Source organism: Bacillus sp. SYZHCR11 (genome assembly GCF_057196865.1).
Window position 1 is genome coordinate 94,730 of sequence record NZ_JBXUND010000004.1, and the last position, 16,085, is coordinate 110,814.

Consider the following 16,085-nt stretch of genomic DNA (forward strand, 5'->3'; position numbering starts at 1 on the left):
TAGCCCAAAAAAGCTTAACCTTTTAATAAAGATTAAGCTTTTTCAGTACCCTTATGCCCCTACCCTATCTGCAGCCACTTTGACTTCTGTACTATGATCACTTTGCAAATAAGTTATTGAAAATACACTACTTAAAATCACTGCTGCCAATAGAATCCGGCTGATTTTCATCAATAATCTCCCCTTTTTTAATTTTTCGTCTTGCTTCAATACTCATACGATAATATTCATTAGAGAGCATTAAATTTCCTTGTTCATGAAAATAATCAGCGACTTCAATCGAAAAATTTTCAATATCAGCAAACATTTTTCTCGAAGCCAGATATGAAAATGCATTCTTTATTAATTGAGTCTCACCATCAGAAAAAAATAATCCCTCTAATATTTTAAATTTCGCTGAGTATTCCTTATCATCACTTTTATCGGCAATAAATCGCCCTTTCCTAAAGTATATCAAAGCAACATCATAATTTTGTTGTTTTGCTTCTACATAGGTTAGAGTGAATAAAGTCTTTGTTAGGAAACTATGTTTTGATTTTCCGAAAATTTCTAATGCCAAGATTAAATGTTGTGAAGCCTTTTTATATTCTTTCAATTCATCATAACAAATTTCAATATTCATGTGTGACATTGCAATTAAATGATCTATGTTACTTTCCTTGGCAGTTTCTAAAGAGTTCAAAAATTGTTCCAAGGCTCTTTCATATTCTAAAGAATCGATCAGGTTTCCTGCCACAATAAATTGACAGCGTACTCTTCATACTCTCTAAATATTTTGAGTGCGCGATTTGCATAATTCATGGAGAAATACGTTTGTTTCATATAATAATACACATAAGACACTTTGAAAAAAACTCTGCTTTTTCTATTTCGTCCTCAACTTCCAACAACTTTGATTCTGCTATTCGATAGGCACTTATCGCAGTAGTTAATTCTTTATGCCTAAACTCGTACATACCTTTAAAAAAGTAAAAATAGTATTCCAACATGCCAGTTAATTGCCCTTGCTCTTCAATTTCTTTTATAGTCTCATAAGCATTATGGAGATCTTCCATTTCCTTAGATTTCATATAACTCAGCATTATCTCGTGTCTAAATTCTAATAGCTGATAATATAACAGGGCATCTTGGTTTTCTTCCATGTTTAGCAATTCTTTCTCTACTTCTTTTTTTATAATCTCTGCATGCTCAACTTGATCATCTTTTATTAATGTATACCAATCATTTAACTTTTTTGTGACTATGTCGTACGGAATTTTATCTTTATCTAAGAAAACACCCCGCAAGAAAATTCCCCCATCCTTACATAAATTGTTCGAATATTTACATTAATCGTATCGTGTCAGAACACCCTTTATTTTGCAAAGATGAATTGTAAAAAGGTACATTATATCTACTCCTTTGCGGTTTTTTTGCGGTTACACCAATACTTTTGCGACTTGACGCCAACATCCACGGCAATCCTTTTATACGAAGAGTAAACACACGGTTTACTCCTCTAACTTAGTTTCTTACCTTTTGATCGTTATAGTCAGGTGTTTCATAGATATCCATAGAGCCATTCATGCGGTTTTTTGCGGTCATAGCAATTCTTTTGCGAATTATTTTGGGAGTTGACAGTAACACTTTGCAAATAAAAAAGAAAGACTCAATGCCTCTCTTTTTTCACTTATCTCAAGTTAAGCTTTTTTCAAATTCCATGTTTGCACACCCATACCAATAAGAAGAACGATTTAAATACTCCTATTATGGATTTCCGTTTTCGATATACCCAAGTGACTAACAGTAATCATCATCTTTATAAAATCCAATGGCAAATGAGTGGGTAATTGGTTTCTCTTATTCGTGTAATGTTCCCAAAAACCATTCAGACCTAACCGTCACTTTTTTGGATTTCCCCCAAGTGTTTTTTTCATATTTTGGAAAATAAGCTTGTTAACTAGGTCCTTGCCTATTCATTATACATCGCCGCACATATCATTATCTTAGGCATCATTAATTGTGCCTAATATCAAAAAGGTGTGATTTTTTATGAATATTGACAACTATTTAGACGATCAAATTAAATCATATGGAAGGGTAGCCAAAAACTCAACAGATCCATGTACTAAAGCAACACTGATCGCTTTATTAGATTCAGATGTTAAATCATTGTTGGTGCAAAAATTCAGGAATGGGTATATATATAGAGGGCTAAAATGTTTAAAACGAACTAGTTGGGAAAAGGTATATGTTTACTTTGACTTCGACTGTCCACCTAATATTTTCTGTTTAATTAAACCTTCGTTTGTTGCGATAGTAAATATGGTTACCCGACAAGTCAAGATCATTGATCCTTATATTAATTCACATAACTCCTCCACAGGCTATAACTACGAATGGCCTCCTGAACTTCCAAAAAAGAAAACACAACTTACTTTTTCTAACCATACTGGAATAGATATTCATATTGAAGCTAAATGTGATGCAAATTGGGGACCTAGACAAGTAAATCATGGGGAAACTCCCTATGCGGAGTCATCGGAGGTGACATTTGGTAATAAGGCAAAATATTGTATAACTGTTTGGTCTAACAACAATGGGGAACCAGGAGATCTTCTCGGAAGATTTGATCATACAGTTCGATATAATGCCTTAGGTTGGACTGACGCACTTGAATTTGCTATAGTTCCAATAAATGGAGAAAAGTGGTTACATGTTATTTCCGCAAGAAAATTAGGCGAGATTATCTTTAAAGCATTGTTAGGGAGTTAAGTATAAAGTTTTGAAGACAAAGGAATCATTCATCGAATACTTGGATCATTTTTTCAATAATTGGTCAGAATTAGATGAATCGCAACTTAATAATGAATTGATGTCTTTTATCAAAAAGATAATATGGTACCATCCTATTGGAAATAAAGAATATCGTGAAATCAAAATTGATTGGGCTGAATAAGTCAAGCCCTTAATTAAGGGCTTGCTGAACTATTCTTGCTCAATTTTTTCTTGTTGATATACACAGGTGCTACATTGCCCCTCTTCTAATGCAGCACTCATATCTCCCCATGCTATTTTTTCACCACACCATTCATTAGGACACTCTTCCATATATAGATCATTGTCTAACATATCGAGTGCTAATGCTTTTAACTGAGCATCGCTTAATGAATTAATACCTTCATTAACTGCTTGTTTGACTGAACCAATTGCAGCTCGATGACTTAAAACATCATCTTTTAAAATTTGTTCTAAGTAATCATAAAGGCACCAACTATGTGCATCTTCACCTTTACGGTCTGAAGCATCGCTTTTTAAACGCTCAACTAAAGAATCTATCTCTATTTTACTAATCAAGTGATTACCATATCGGCAGGCGGGTGATGAATATGAGTGATTTCTTAAACAAAAGATTTTGGAAATACAGGGGCAAACGAATCCACCCGTACATGAGAAACAACGTAAAATTAGCAGGCGCAATTATCTTTGTGCCTGTTTTTTTATTGTCTATGTTCATCTTTTGGAGAGAACAACTGATTAATTTTGACCTATCTCAAGTAATAAAGCACTTTGAGTGGAATATGCCTTTAATTATTAAAAGCGTTTTATGCTCTGTGTTAATTGCTGTTGGAAGCATAGCTGCATCTTATTTTCTTTTCTTTGACAGCTATAAGAAAATCCTTCACAGGCAAAAGATTGCTAAGATGATTTTCTCTAATAAGTTTTACGAAAAAGAAGGTAACTGGGCAGTAAGTGGGCAGTAACAGACAAATTTTCTGCAAACAAAAAATACCAAGGGCGTCTAAACCCTTGGTATCATTGATGCGGCCGAGAGGACTTGAACCTCCACGGGTTATTCACCCACTAGGCCCTCAACCTAGCGCGTCTGCCATTCCGCCACGACCGCGTGCTATGAAGCTGTCTTTCCACTAAGCATATAAGCTAGTGATGATGATCAGCACTTTGAAAAGAAAGTGCGGGTGAAGGGACTCGAACCCCCACGTCGTAAGACACTAGATCCTAAGTCTAGCGCGTCTGCCAATTCCGCCACACCCGCGTGACAAGTGGTGAGCCATGAAGGACTCGAACCTTCGACCCTCTGATTAAAAGTCAGATGCTCTACCAACTGAGCTAATGGCTCGCTCTAAAAGTGATTCAAAATTTTTAAATAAAATGGCTGGGCTAGCTGGATTCGAACCAACGCATGACGGAGTCAAAGTCCGTTGCCTTACCGCTTGGCTATAGCCCAACGAAGGTAAATGGTGACCCGTACGGGATTCGAACCCGTGTTACCGCCGTGAAAGGGCGGTGTCTTAACCGCTTGACCAACGGGCCGTCTGGTTGAGAACTTATCTGGCGGAGAAGGAGGGATTTGAACCCTCGCGCCGCTTACGCGACCTACACCCTTAGCAGGGGCGCCTCTTCAGCCACTTGAGTACTTCTCCATAATGGCTCCACAGGCAGGATTCGAACCTGCGACCGATCGGTTAACAGCCGATAGCTCTACCACTGAGCTACTGTGGAATGATCAGACTTTCTTTATTATAAATGATACGACATATTGTGTCAATAAGCAACATTTATTTTTTTGAGAAAGCATCGTTGTCTCTCAACGACTTTTATAATTTAACACAGATCATTGAAATGAGTCAAGCCTTTTTAAAAAATTCTTTTGATTTTTCCTCTGCACTTTCCGCAGGCATATCTTTCCGGATTCATTGCCCGCTTCTTTATATACTGTTGGCCGCAGGCCTCGCATCTATACATATATGTTTTCTTTTGTGTCTTTTTGGTTTGCAGCGGCGTGCAGAATCTTGGCGCTCCGACTTTCTGAAGCAGGTTTCTGAAGTCTTTGTCTCTGTGCTTGTACCCTTTTCCCTCAAGATGAAGATGATAATGGCACAGCTCGTGCTTGATGATGCCTACCAGCTCGCTCCGTCCGTGTTCGAGCAGATATTTTCGGTTTAATTCAATGTTATGGGAAGACAGCATGTAGCGGCCGCCTGTCGTTTTCAGCCGGTCATTGAAAAAGGCCCGGTGACGGAACGGCTTTCCGAAATCTTGTGCAGAGATGTCTTCCGTCAGCTTTTGAAGTTGTTCGTTATCCATATGTGCACCCCGCTTTAAAAACATTGAACGGGACAATTCACCGTTCGCATACAATGTGTTAAAACCGACCTCTAACTAAAAGCTGAGGAGGAATGAGCCATGCCGAATTGGCTGATGAAACAAATGCAAAAAGCGTTTTTAGAAAAGGACAATTACCAAATCAAACTGCTGAACCAGTGCTGGTATTTCTACAGAAAAAAACACTGCTCGTAAGCAGTGCTTTTATTTTACCATAGACAGCGACACTCTGCCTTTTTGCACGTCCACCCCTTCAACCCATACGGTGACGATGTCTCCGACCGATACGACGTCGAGAGGATGTTTGACGAATTGATTGCTCAGTTTTGAGATGTGCACAAGCCCGTCCTGCTTGACGCCGATATCGACGAAAGCGCCGAAGTCCACAACGTTCCGGACGGTGCCCTGCAATTCCATTCCTTCCTTTAAATCCTCAAGCTGCAGAACGTCTTTTTTCAGCAAAGGCTTCGGCACTTCGTCACGGGGATCTCGCTCCGGCCTTGTCAGCTGCCCGCAAATATCCGCAAGCGTAATCTCCCCTATACCGAGCTCCTCAGCCGTTTCAGACAGCGGCAGTGCGCTGATTTTCTCTTTTACGTCCGCGCTTCCGATGTGATCCGCAGTGAGCTGTAGTTTTTTGAGCAGCGCCTTTGTCTCTTTATAGCTTTCCGGGTGTATCCCGGTGCGGTCGAGCGGCTCCCGTCCTCCGGGCACTCTCAAAAAGCCGATGCACTGTTCATATGTTTTTGCGCCGAGACGCGGGATTTCTTTCAGCTCTTTGCGGTTTGTAAATTTTCCGAGCTCTTCCCTTTTTTTGACGATATTGCCGGCAACGGTTTTGGATAATCCGGCTACATATTGAAGCAGCGCGGCTGATGCTGTATTGACATTCACCCCGACTTGGTTGACAACGGTCTCTACGACAAAACGGAGAGATTCGTTTAAATGCTTTTGGCTGACATCATGCTGGTATTGCCCGACACCGACGGATTTAGGATCAATTTTCACAAGCTCGGCCAGCGGGTCCTGCAATCTCCGCGCGATGGAGACGGCGCTGCGCTCTTCGACCTGAAAATCCGGAAATTCCTCACGGGCGATTTCTGACGCGGAATACACGCTTGCTCCGGCCTCATTGACGATGACATAATAAATGTCCCGCTCTGTTTCTTTCAGCACATCAACGACGAATTGCTCTGTCTCCCGTGATGCCGTGCCGTTTCCGATCGCCACAACCTCGACTTTGTACCGGTCCAGCAATTCTTTGATTTTTTTCCGGGCTTCCGCTGTCTTTTTGACGGGAGCGTGCGGGTAAATGACGTCGATTTTCAGCACTTTTCCCGTCTCATCAACGACTGCAAGTTTGCACCCCGTACGGAAGGCCGGATCGACGCCGAGCACGACTTTTCCCTTCATCGGCGGCTGCAGCAGGAGCTTACGCAGGTTTTCAGCGAAAATATGGATCGCCTGCGCGTCTGCTTTTTCTGACAGCTCTTTGCGGATATCGCGTTCAATAGCCGGCTGGATCAGGCGTTTATAACTGTCCTCAATGGCTTCTTTCAGCGTTTCTTTCACAGGTGTTTCACGGTGTTTGATGATTTGCTTTTCTAAATAAGCTTTTATCTGATCGGCGGGCGGTTCGATCGCAACCTTTAAAATGCCTTCTTTTTCACCGCGGTTCATTGCAAGCACTCTGTGAGGAACGACCTTTTGGATCGGCTCTTCGTACTCGTAGTACATTTCATAGACGTTTTTCTCGTCATCTGCGGCTGACTTGCCTGCCGCGGAAGTGAGAATTCCTTTTTTATACGTTTCCTGGCGGATCCACTTTCTGAAATGAGGATCATCCGAGATTTGTTCGGCTATGATGTGCTTCGCGCCTTCAATGGCTTCCTCTCTTGAAGCGACTTCTTTTTCTGCACTGATATATTGATCAGCGACGTCGTGAAGGCGGTTTTCTTTCGGGAGAGAAAGAATATAGTCCGCAAGCGGTTCAAGGCCTTTGCTTTTGGCGACGGTGGCTTTTGTTTTCCGTTTTTGTTTGAAGGGGCGGTATAAATCCTCAACTTCCTGAAGCTTGACCGCTTGCTCGATTTTTTGCTTCAGCCCGTCTGTCAGCTTGTCCTGCTCGGAGATCAATCTGATGACTTCTTCTTTCCGCTGCGTCAGGTTTTGTATGTATTGCCACCGCTCGGAGATTGCCTGAATCTGCACCTCGTCCATTGAGCCGGTCTGCTCTTTTCGGTACCGCGCAATAAACGGGACGGTATTGCCGTCTTCCAGCAGGCGGATGACACTTTCGACATGTTTTTGGGATAACGCTGTTTCTTCAGCAATTTGTTTTTTCAAAAGGGCTAACGTTTCCATATCACAAAAGCCTCCATCTCTTCTTTCTTTCTCTAGTGTATCAAAAAACGGCGGAACATAAAAAAAGCAGCCTTACGATAAAAGCTGCCCGAGAATATAGGTCAAATCATCACGTCTGGATGTTGTGTACGGATGAAGTGATTTTGATATTTCTTCTATTGAGTGTCCCTGCTTTAAGCAGGTGCGGATATGCGGAACCTCAAGCCCATCCGTGTAGATGATGAATGTCGCCCCTTTTTCGTATGATGACGTATACGTTTTGTATCTTTGCGGTTTGCCTGAGAGGTAACCCGAAATCGGCAGCGGATGAAAAACTTCGCCTGATGGGGAGTGCAGGAAGAAACGGACGTTGCCGATCGAGCAGTATGTCAATTCCCTTTTGATGAAATTGATTTTTAAGATGGAGGCAGTCGCCCCTCTTTTGTTTTTCATCGCTTGATTGCAGCGCTCAATGATGCTTTCCACATCCTCATCCGCATACGTTTCCACGATGTCTTTAATGGCTGACGAGGATTCATTGGCAAGAGATCCGCTGCCGAGACCGTCCGCTACCGCACAAACTAATTCTTCTTCATTCGCCTTCATAAAAAAGCTGTCGCCGCATATGGACTTGCCTTCTTTATTTAATTGGTATACAAGAGTTTGAACATGTTCATTTTCTTCAACCTGAATCATTACATTAGCTCCATGGAGGGATCTCCAATCAAGGCCTCTCTCAGTTTTTTCACCGCTTTCCGCTGCAGGCGCGAGACGTGCATTTGAGATATTCCGAGAATGTCCCCTGTTTCTTTTTGGCTTTTATTTTGCACAAATGTTAGATCGATAATCTGTTTTTCGCGGTCGGACAGCACATGAAGCACGCTTTTGATCATCATCTGCTGGTTGACGCGTTCGTATCCTTCCTCCTGCGACCCGACGATATCTAAAATCGTGACGGTGCTTCCGTCCGCATCCGCTTCGATGCTGTGATCGACAGAAAGCGCCTGATAGCTTTTTCCCATCTCCATCGTTTCAAGCACTTCCTCTTCTGACACATCGAGAAAGGCTGCGATTTCTTCGACTTTCGGCGACCGCTGCGTCTCTGTCGTCAGCTGATCCACCGCCATTTTAATGCGCGGCCCGAGTTCTTTAATCCGTCTCGGGACGTGTACGCTCCATGTTTTATCTCTGAGGAAGCGTTTGATCTCGCCGATGATGGTCGGAATCGCAAATGCTTCAAAGGATTTGCCGACCTCGGGATCATACCGTTTAATGGCTCCGAGAAGTCCGATCATCCCGACCTGGCGGAGATCTTCGTGAAAGCTTTTTCCTTTTGAATATTTCTTTGCCAGCATTTCGACGAGATTGGTATACACCTCGACGAGTGTTTCCTGGGCTTCTTTATTATCATGTGTTTGAAAGTCGCGTATGAGCCGATCAACTTCATCTTTAGTTAGTTTCGTAGTTTTTGATGGTTGTGCCATGATCAACTCGCTCCCCATTTAAATACTTTGTCATCGCCACGGTTACGCCAGAGTTGCTTTGAACTTTGACTTCATCCATGAGCGTTTCCATTAAATACAGACCGAGCCCTCCTTCTGACAATTGATCGACTGTGTGCGAAGGTGTGTACGGCCCGAGATCCTGCTGCTTCTGATCAAAATCAAAGCTGTCTCCCTGATCGGCGACAATGACCTCCAGCCGATCCTCAAACACACCGAACCGCACGGATACTTCTCCCTTATTTTCATCTTTGTATGCATGCTGGACAGCGTTTGTACAAGCTTCGCTGACAGCGATTTTTAAATCTTCAATGTCATCATAGGTATAGCCCATTCTGCTGGCGACTCCTGATAATGTAAGCCTGACGATTCCTACATATTCCGGTTCGGCCGGAATTTTCATCTCTATATAATCAACTGATGTACTCATTGCACGCCACCTTCTGACTTTGCCGAAATGTCGATGATGTCCTTAAGCCCCGTAATTTCAAACAGACGGACGAGCCGGTCGGAAAGATTCTCAAGCTTCAGAGAGCCGCCTTCCTTGCTCACCGTTTTAAACACGCCTACAAAAACGCCTAAACCCGTACTGTCCATATAGTTTACATCTTTTAAGCAGATTCTCATGTCCTTCCCCTCGTTTGCCAGGGGCATCAGCTTTTCACGAACCACCGGAGCTGAGTATACATCGATTTCTCCAGCGATATTGATTTGTATATCTGAAAGATTCTCCTTCATATCTACCGTTAAATTCATCGTATCACCTCTGAAAGTTATCCTTACTCGTGCTAATGGCTTTTTACCCGTGCTGCCGTTTTTTTAAACCTTTCTTTTCAAAACAATTAACGTAAAATCATCATGAAGCTGAAAGTCCTGAAGTCTCAGCAGGCTGTCGTAAATATTTTTGACCATATCCTGCGCGGAGCAGTCCATATGTTCTTCCAGCATGCGCTGAATGTCGCTGCGTTCTAAGAAACCGTTTTCGGTACGGCATTCGGTGACGCCGTCAGAAAAAAGAACGATCATGTCTCCTTCGTCCATGTGCTGTTCATATTGGCTGTAATCAAAATCCTGGGAAATTCCCAGCACCAATCCTTTTGCCTCCAGATCATAAAACTTTTTTTCTTTTTCAGAGTAGTAGAAGCCCGGTTCATGCCCCGCAGAAGCATATGTAAATTGGTGATTTTTCGTATTGTAGTTTGCGTAAAACATGGTGATAAACATGCTTGAGTCCACGTTCTGTTCTACAACGCGGTTAAGATTTTTCAGCACTTGGGAGGGGTGAATGCCGATCTCCGGAAGAGAGTCCATGGCATACTTGATCATCGACATGCACAATGCGGCGGGTATTCCTTTTCCGATGACATCGGCTATCGCGATGTTAATCGATTCCTTGTCTTTGACAAAGTGATAATAGTCCCCGCTCATTTGCTTGGCGGGGACGCTGATCGCCCCGATATCCAGTTCTTCTTCTTCAGGAATTTTTGTGCCCAGCAGCGTCTGCTGAACATTTGCGGCAATTTCAATTTCTGAACGAAGCTCCTGCTGGATATCTCTCAGACTTTGGTGTTCCTGATAAGCCATCCCGTAGCCAATCATGACTTCTATTAAAAAATCCAGCGAATGAAAAACATCTTCCGGCAGATCCGGATACAGTTCCTTTACCACTTTTCGGTGGATGCTGATGATCTCCTCCGGAGGAACCTGATGTTCAATCGTTTTTCGGCTGAATTTTTGGGCTTGATATAAAGATGTTTCTGTTAATTCGGCTATATATCGGCTAAGCAGCTGATGATACCGCTGCTCTATAACCTCCCTGAAATCCACGTTCTAACCTCCTACCGAAGCCATTTTACGGCTTGAATCTCTGTTCCTTCCTCTGCAACAGATTGCAGGCTGAATTCGTCCATCAGCCTTTTGACGCCCGGAAGTCCCGCTCCCAGTCCGCCTGACGTTGAAAAGCCGTCTTCCATCACTTTACGGATGTCGGGGATTCCGGGTCCTTTGTCTTCTGCTATAATTTTAAGGCCTTTTTTCCCTCTGTCGTTTACTTGTTCTATGCTGACCTGGCCCTTGCCTGCATATAAGTAAATGTTTCTGGCCAATTCTGAGATAGCCGTCGTGATTCTGGCCTGGTCCACCGTGCCGAAGCCTAATTCCTTCGCAACGTTGCGGCCAAGCTGTCTGGCGGCTACGATATCCCATTCTGTCATGATTTTCACACAGGATTGGTCGTTCATCGCTATTCCCCCAATTCCCGCTTCAATGTCTCAAGCCCTTGCTCTAAATCGAGCGCCGTTTCAATTTCCTCAAGTGAGATTCCGAGTTCAATCAATGTGACCGCCACAGCCGGCTGAATTCCCGTCAATACGACCTTTGCGCCCATCAATTTAGACATGGTGATGACATCGCCGAGCACTTTCGCGATAAATGAATCAATCATGTCAACGGATGTCAGGTCAATGACGACCCCGTTTGCGCCGGTTTCATAGATTTTGTTCAGCAGATCTTCTTGAAAATGCAAAGCTGTCTGGTCGTCAAGCTCCCATTGGATGGATACCAATAAGCAGTTATACAGTTTCAGGATCGGGATTTTTGGATGTCTCACAATGTTATTCCCCCAATGAAACGATTTTTCGATTTGTCATTTCAAGCGCTGTTTGAATTCCTTTTTGAAGGGTATTCTTCGTAATAACCTGCGACAAATCAATTCCCAGATTAACGATCGTCTGCGCGATTTCCGGACGGATTCCGACGAGCAGACATTTCGCGCCGACAAGCCGCACCGCTTCTGATGCCTGAATAATATGGTGCGCCACCATCGTATCAACGACCGGCACGCCCGTGATATCAATTAATACAACCTGTGAACGGTGCTTTACGACGCCGTTTAACAGATTTTCCATAATATGCTTTGCACGCTCCGTATCAATTGTCCCGACAAGCGGCATGACCGTTACATGCTCAAATACCGGGATCAGCGGAGCCGACAATTCCTGAAGCGCGATTTTTTGCAAAGTTACCGTTTTTTCCCAGGAGATAGAATACTGATTTAAGATTTCCGTGTTGATCGGATTGAAAAAGCTGTCTATTTCCAAAATCAAGTCTGCTCTGTCCTGATCGGCCATATTAAGGTCGACCATCGTTTCGTAAAGCAGTTTCCAAAACTCTGACAGGGTGGCTGAAAGAAGTTTCAGCGACAGGCCGAGCTGAACGGCGCGCAGTGCGAGTTCACTGATCTGCTCTTCCGTAGCCTCGTCATTTTTTGTCGATAATAAAAGAATGTCTATATAATCTTTACAAATATTTTCACATATGTGATTCGTAAGCTGATAGTCTTCCTGATTGCCTACTTCTTTTAGTTTGGCTGTCCAAGTATCAAGCAGTTCATCATGCTGATCAATAATGAACTGATACACTTTCTGATTCGACATGGGTTTCACTGACCTCCCGACACAAAACAACAAATTTTGTTTGATTATTTCTTTATTATAGCGCTTATGTTTTTCGAAAACAAAAAAAGTTGCTCTATATGAGCAACCAAAATATGACTAAAAATCAATGAGTGCCAAACTGATTTGCAGGGCTTCATCAACCTTATCCATCATTTCATCATCCAGATGAGTTATTTTATCCGTTAATCTTTGCTTGTCAATCGTCCGAATTTGCTCCAGCAAAATAACGGAATCTCTTTCAAAACCGTAGCGTTTTGCATCAATTTCGACGTGGGTTGGTAATTTCGCTTTCTGTATTTGGGCTGTTATGGCTGCAACAATAGCAGTCGGGCTAAAGCGATTTCCGATATCATTCTGGATCACTAAAACCGGGCGTACGCCGCCTTGCTCTGAGCCAACAACAGGAGATAAATCAGCAAAATAAACATCGCCGCGCTTTACAATCAAAATGATTATCCTCCGCTGACTAAGCGCTCAACGGTCGTTTCTGCTTCGCACTCAGCATAGTGAGCCTCAGAAGAGATATTCAAGTTGATTTTCGCCATTTCCATATACCCGCGTCTCATCAAATCACGGTTATGGCGAGTTGTCCGTTCGCTGACATACGCTCTCACTGCTTGTGATATCAGTTCGTTTCTGCTTCGTTTCTCCCGCATCGCTACACCATCCAATTCAGCTACTAAGTTTTCGGGCAAGCTGATTTTCATTTCGGTTCTTGCGCTGGATTCAGACAAAAAACATACACCTCCACCAAACTTACGGATACGACCAATTCATCCATCCAGACATAATGATACCATTATTCAAACGTCAAGCAAAGCTGTTTTATAAATTCTCTTTTTCCGGATGACGGCTACTTGTTTGTATTATCTTGCAGTAAAGGATTTCTTACTTCCATTATACTCTCATTTTCCAAAAACATACGGGGAACGCGGGAACTAATGGTACAAGGGACCTCGTAATTAATCGTCTCAAGCCGCCCTGCGATTTCATCCATCGTGATCGTTTCTTCCTTCTGGCTGCCGATCAGGGTGACTTTGGTGCCCGGCGGATAAGATTGATCTAATTCGACCATCAATTGATCCATGCAGATTCTTCCCGCGATGTTCATCCGTTTGCCGCCGATCAGCACAGACGTGCCGCTCAGCTTGCGGAGCCACCCGTCTGCATAGCCGATGGGAACCGTTCCGATCCATTGATCCTTCTCTGCCGTATATGTTGCGCCGTAGCTGACGCTTTCCCCTTTGCGGATTTTTTTCACATGGGATAACACAGAGTGCAGCGCAAAAGCCGGCTTTAATTGAAACGGAATTTCGCTTTGGATGTCAGCAGAAGGACGAAGCCCGTACATACTGATGCCGAAACGAACCGCGTTAAAGAAGCCTTTTTTAAGGCGAAGTCCGGCGGCGCTGTTCGCGCAGTGCACCATCAATTCTTTTAAAGGGAGCGGAGCGATCAATGTTTTAAAGCGGTCAAACTGGAAGAGGAAATAATCTCTGTTTTTCTCATCCGCGGTAGCAAAGTGGGTGAAAACGCCTTTACAGACTAAACCGGGATTTTGGCTGAGGATTTTTAACACGCTTTGGATTTCTTCCTCCGTTTTGACTCCGAGTCTGTTCATGCCGGTATCGACTTTCAGATGAAACGGCAATGTGGCACCTCCGAGGTGGCGCGCAGCTTCCTGAAGCCATTCAACAGAATATCCCGTGAGTGTTACGTCATACTCGGCAGCTGCTTGTACATATTCGGGCGGCACGGCGCCAAGCACAAGAATCGGCGCTGTAATGCCCCGTTTTCTCAATGAAATCGCTTCATCCAGTATGGCTACGGCAAGACAAGAGGCACCCGCTTCAAGCGCGGCTTTCCCAACTTCCAAATCTCCGTGGCCGTAAGCGTTCGCCTTTACAACCGCCATGAGATGGACGTTTTGCCCGATGTGTTTTTTCATATGCGTGACATTTTCTTTAATCGCGGACAGGTTGATTTCCGCCCACGTTTCTCTGTAAAAGGATGCTGTGTTCATTCGATACACTTCCTAGCATTATTTTCAATTCATATTGTTATTATCATACTAAAATTATTCTGCAAAGTGAAATGGAATCAAAAAAGAGACCGACAGCGGCGGCCTCTTTTTTGACATTATTTTGACGACTGTCCCTGCATGCTTTTGGCGGCGGCCACCATTTCATCCTTTGTCAGATCCTGTGATGACAGAAGATAATCCACTCCGTCATATGTCCACGTTAAAGACGTATCAGATAATGCGGCCACCGTGAAGCCGAGATTAACCGGTTCGCCTTTCAGCGTGACGGCAGAGGCGGCTTTTGCGATATGGGCTTTTTCTTGAATAAGGGTGAAGGATTTTTCTCCGCCGTAAGTCATGACGATCCGTTTGCCGTCCGCCGTTGAAATATCTTTCTCTTCAAGCTTTTTGACGCCGGCCGGCACTTGAAGCGGTGTTTTGACCGCAAATGAATCAGACGGCTTGGCGCTTGTGGCGACGTCCATCTGGGAAAGCGTCATATTTTTCTTCTCGTCAAAAGAGTCTTTATCAAACGGCTTGTTGAATTCAAAGCTTTTGAATTCGACTTTTACCATCACTTTCCGGTCTGTATCCATCACTTTGACGAGCGACGGGCTCATGTCCTTTTTGTTGAAAGTGATTTCCTGAGTCGGCAGCATTTTGTTGTGCTGATAGTTTGTTTTTGTTTCAAACGTGTACTTTTTATCTTTGGCGGAATAGACGGCGTCTTTGTCATGCTGCACGTCCTTTACAAGTGACTCAAACAAATATACTTGGCTGCTGTTATTCGGCCAGTCGCTTTGGAACCTGAAGCTCTTATTTAAAGACGGCGTAAGGACAAAGACTCCGTTGGCGTTCCGTAAAATGACTTGGTTTTGGTCTTTTTTCGGATTTTCCAGATAGACCCGGTACAGGGAAGGTTTTTTATGCCAGATTTCCACATTGTATACTTGCGGATCACTCCCCGTCTGAATGGTCATTTTGGCTTTCGCTTTGTACGAGGTGTATTCTTTCGCCTTCTTATCTAAACCGTTCACGATATCTTCCTGTGATTTTTGGCCGCAGGCCGAAAGAATAAGGACGGCAAGCAGTCCCGTTAAAAGCAAAACAAAGCTTTTTCTCACCTTTTTTCAACCCCTTCTTCTCAATTGATGTAAAGGGAAGAAATCGCTTGTTTGACTTTAACGGTACGCCCTGAACGGACGGACGCGTACCATAAAAGCCTCAAACAACTTGTCTCCCTTAATGCACTATCAAATATATGAAGGGGTTTCGGCTAATATGCAGACTAGCGTGACAACCTTTCAATCACGACCTGTGCCGCGGCGTATTCTTTTGTATGGGTAATGGAGACGTGAACCGCCGCGCCGTCCAGCTTGGCGCAGGTCAGCACCGGCTTGCCCGCCGTGTCGTTTCCGGTTTCGATATCCTGAAAGCTGAGCTCTTTGCCGATACCCGTTCCGTATGCTTTCGAAAAGGCTTCTTTTGCCGCAAATCTTCCCGCGAGAAATTCAATTTTCCTTTTGTCCGACAGCAATGTAAAACGGGCGTATTCAGCCTCCGTCAATATTCTTTGCGGAAACCTCGCCTGCCGGCTGAGCATGTTTTCAATTCTGTGCAGTTCAACGATGTCGATTCCGATTCCGAAAATCATGT

General features: G+C 43.6%; 19 protein-coding genes, 7 tRNA genes and 2 pseudogenes. 3 read left to right on the forward strand and 25 right to left on the reverse strand.

What is annotated here, in order from left to right:
* Positions 1 to 51: 51 nt before the first annotated feature.
* Positions 52 to 171 (reverse strand): phosphatase RapI inhibitor PhrI, encoded by a 120-nt coding sequence (gene phrI, locus AC2CGA_RS15240; RefSeq protein WP_076983188.1) that lies wholly within the window; start codon positions 169 to 171, stop codon positions 52 to 54.
* Positions 128 to 1,286: pseudogene (locus tag AC2CGA_RS15245) on the reverse strand (response regulator aspartate phosphatase). The gene phrI and the pseudogene AC2CGA_RS15245 overlap by 44 nt, the downstream one beginning before the upstream one ends.
* A 745-nt stretch (positions 1,287 to 2,031) precedes the next feature.
* On the opposite strand from AC2CGA_RS15245, the gene AC2CGA_RS15250 reads away from it, so the two are divergent.
* The gene (locus tag AC2CGA_RS15250; RefSeq protein WP_015388671.1) at positions 2,032 to 2,754 is read left to right on the forward strand and encodes a hypothetical protein; all 723 of its coding nucleotides are present in this window, start codon (positions 2,032 to 2,034) and stop codon (positions 2,752 to 2,754) included.
* 213 nt (positions 2,755 to 2,967) lie between these two features.
* Here AC2CGA_RS15250 and AC2CGA_RS15255 read toward each other — a convergent pair whose 3' ends face one another.
* Positions 2,968 to 3,336, reverse strand: a complete 369-nt coding sequence (locus AC2CGA_RS15255; RefSeq protein WP_015388672.1) for a hypothetical protein — start codon at positions 3,334 to 3,336, stop codon at positions 2,968 to 2,970.
* A gap of 32 nt (positions 3,337 to 3,368) precedes the next feature.
* On the opposite strand from AC2CGA_RS15255, the pseudogene AC2CGA_RS15260 reads away from it, so the two are divergent.
* Positions 3,369 to 3,716, forward strand: a pseudogene (locus AC2CGA_RS15260) (ATP-binding protein); the annotation flags it as partial.
* 86 nt (positions 3,717 to 3,802) lie between these two features.
* On the opposite strand, the gene AC2CGA_RS15265 reads toward AC2CGA_RS15260, so the two are convergent.
* The 8 genes from AC2CGA_RS15265 to AC2CGA_RS15300 form a co-directional block, all read right to left on the reverse strand.
* Positions 3,803 to 3,886 (reverse strand) — tRNA-Leu (locus AC2CGA_RS15265).
* 68 nt (positions 3,887 to 3,954) lie between these two features.
* A tRNA-Leu gene (locus AC2CGA_RS15270) sits at positions 3,955 to 4,036 on the reverse strand.
* An 8-nt stretch (positions 4,037 to 4,044) separates the two neighbouring features.
* Positions 4,045 to 4,120, reverse strand: a tRNA-Lys gene (locus AC2CGA_RS15275).
* 33 nt (positions 4,121 to 4,153) lie between these two features.
* Positions 4,154 to 4,228 (reverse strand) — tRNA-Gln (locus tag AC2CGA_RS15280).
* An 11-nt stretch (positions 4,229 to 4,239) separates the two neighbouring features.
* Positions 4,240 to 4,314 (reverse strand) — tRNA-Glu (locus AC2CGA_RS15285).
* 19 nt (positions 4,315 to 4,333) lie between these two features.
* Positions 4,334 to 4,424 (reverse strand) — tRNA-Ser (locus tag AC2CGA_RS15290).
* 4 nt (positions 4,425 to 4,428) lie between these two features.
* Positions 4,429 to 4,503: transfer RNA gene (locus AC2CGA_RS15295), tRNA-Asn, on the reverse strand.
* Positions 4,504 to 4,638: 135 nt separating this feature from the next.
* Positions 4,639 to 5,088 carry a SprT family protein gene (locus tag AC2CGA_RS15300; protein WP_024084913.1) on the reverse strand — a complete coding sequence of 150 codons (450 nt, stop codon included), beginning with the start codon at positions 5,086 to 5,088 and terminating at the stop codon, positions 4,639 to 4,641.
* A 99-nt stretch (positions 5,089 to 5,187) separates the two neighbouring features.
* Between AC2CGA_RS15300 and cmpA the strand changes: the two genes are divergently transcribed.
* Positions 5,188 to 5,301 (forward strand): cortex morphogenetic protein CmpA, encoded by a 114-nt coding sequence (cmpA, locus tag AC2CGA_RS15305; protein ID WP_003156164.1) that lies wholly within the window; start codon positions 5,188 to 5,190, stop codon positions 5,299 to 5,301.
* 9 nt (positions 5,302 to 5,310) lie between these two features.
* Here the strand turns inward: cmpA and AC2CGA_RS15310 are convergent, their stop codons facing one another.
* From AC2CGA_RS15310 to acpS, 14 genes are all read right to left on the reverse strand, one after another.
* Positions 5,311 to 7,470 carry a Tex family protein gene (locus AC2CGA_RS15310; RefSeq protein WP_139885530.1) on the reverse strand — a complete coding sequence of 720 codons (2,160 nt, stop codon included), beginning with the start codon at positions 7,468 to 7,470 and terminating at the stop codon, positions 5,311 to 5,313.
* 72 nt (positions 7,471 to 7,542) lie between these two features.
* A complete protein-coding gene (rsbX, locus tag AC2CGA_RS15315; RefSeq protein WP_003156170.1) occupies positions 7,543 to 8,145 on the reverse strand; it encodes a phosphoserine phosphatase RsbX in 603 nt (200 codons plus the stop codon).
* The gene (gene sigB, locus AC2CGA_RS15320) at positions 8,145 to 8,933 is read right to left on the reverse strand and encodes an RNA polymerase sigma factor SigB (protein ID WP_003156171.1); all 789 of its coding nucleotides are present in this window, start codon (positions 8,931 to 8,933) and stop codon (positions 8,145 to 8,147) included. The genes rsbX and sigB overlap by 1 nt, the downstream gene beginning before the upstream one ends.
* On the reverse strand, positions 8,899 to 9,381 hold the full coding sequence (gene rsbW, locus AC2CGA_RS15325) for an anti-sigma B factor RsbW (RefSeq protein ID WP_003156173.1): 483 nt from the start codon (positions 9,379 to 9,381) through the stop codon (positions 8,899 to 8,901). The genes sigB and rsbW overlap by 35 nt, the downstream gene beginning before the upstream one ends.
* Positions 9,378 to 9,707: an anti-sigma factor antagonist RsbV gene (gene rsbV / locus AC2CGA_RS15330; protein WP_003156176.1), complete on the reverse strand. Its 330-nt coding sequence runs from the start codon at positions 9,705 to 9,707 to the stop codon at positions 9,378 to 9,380. The genes rsbW and rsbV overlap by 4 nt, the downstream gene beginning before the upstream one ends.
* Before the next feature lie 63 nt (positions 9,708 to 9,770).
* Positions 9,771 to 10,778 (reverse strand): PP2C family protein-serine/threonine phosphatase, encoded by a 1,008-nt coding sequence (locus tag AC2CGA_RS15335; protein WP_003156177.1) that lies wholly within the window; start codon positions 10,776 to 10,778, stop codon positions 9,771 to 9,773.
* Between the two features lie 11 nt (positions 10,779 to 10,789).
* On the reverse strand, positions 10,790 to 11,191 hold the full coding sequence (locus AC2CGA_RS15340; RefSeq protein ID WP_003156178.1) for an anti-sigma regulatory factor: 402 nt from the start codon (positions 11,189 to 11,191) through the stop codon (positions 10,790 to 10,792).
* 2 nt (positions 11,192 to 11,193) lie between these two features.
* On the reverse strand, positions 11,194 to 11,559 hold the full coding sequence (gene rsbS / locus AC2CGA_RS15345) for an RsbT antagonist protein RsbS (RefSeq protein WP_003156180.1): 366 nt from the start codon (positions 11,557 to 11,559) through the stop codon (positions 11,194 to 11,196).
* Positions 11,560 to 11,563: 4 nt separating this feature from the next.
* Positions 11,564 to 12,385, reverse strand: a complete 822-nt coding sequence (locus AC2CGA_RS15350; protein WP_003156182.1) for an STAS domain-containing protein — start codon at positions 12,383 to 12,385, stop codon at positions 11,564 to 11,566.
* Between the two features lie 117 nt (positions 12,386 to 12,502).
* Positions 12,503 to 12,853 carry a type II toxin-antitoxin system endoribonuclease NdoA gene (gene ndoA / locus AC2CGA_RS15355; RefSeq protein WP_003156187.1) on the reverse strand — a complete coding sequence of 117 codons (351 nt, stop codon included), beginning with the start codon at positions 12,851 to 12,853 and terminating at the stop codon, positions 12,503 to 12,505.
* A 5-nt stretch (positions 12,854 to 12,858) separates the two neighbouring features.
* Positions 12,859 to 13,140, reverse strand: a complete 282-nt coding sequence (gene endB, locus AC2CGA_RS15360) for a type II toxin-antitoxin system antitoxin EndoAI (protein WP_003156188.1) — start codon at positions 13,138 to 13,140, stop codon at positions 12,859 to 12,861.
* Between the two features lie 119 nt (positions 13,141 to 13,259).
* Positions 13,260 to 14,429, reverse strand: coding sequence for an alanine racemase (gene alr, locus AC2CGA_RS15365; RefSeq protein ID WP_003156189.1), 1,170 nt, complete (start codon positions 14,427 to 14,429; stop codon positions 13,260 to 13,262).
* A gap of 116 nt (positions 14,430 to 14,545) precedes the next feature.
* The gene (locus tag AC2CGA_RS15370; RefSeq protein ID WP_003156191.1) at positions 14,546 to 15,553 is read right to left on the reverse strand and encodes a LolA family protein; all 1,008 of its coding nucleotides are present in this window, start codon (positions 15,551 to 15,553) and stop codon (positions 14,546 to 14,548) included.
* Positions 15,554 to 15,717: 164 nt separating this feature from the next.
* A complete protein-coding gene (gene acpS / locus AC2CGA_RS15375; protein ID WP_014304402.1) occupies positions 15,718 to 16,083 on the reverse strand; it encodes a holo-ACP synthase in 366 nt (121 codons plus the stop codon).
* Positions 16,084 to 16,085: the final 2 nt, after the last annotated feature.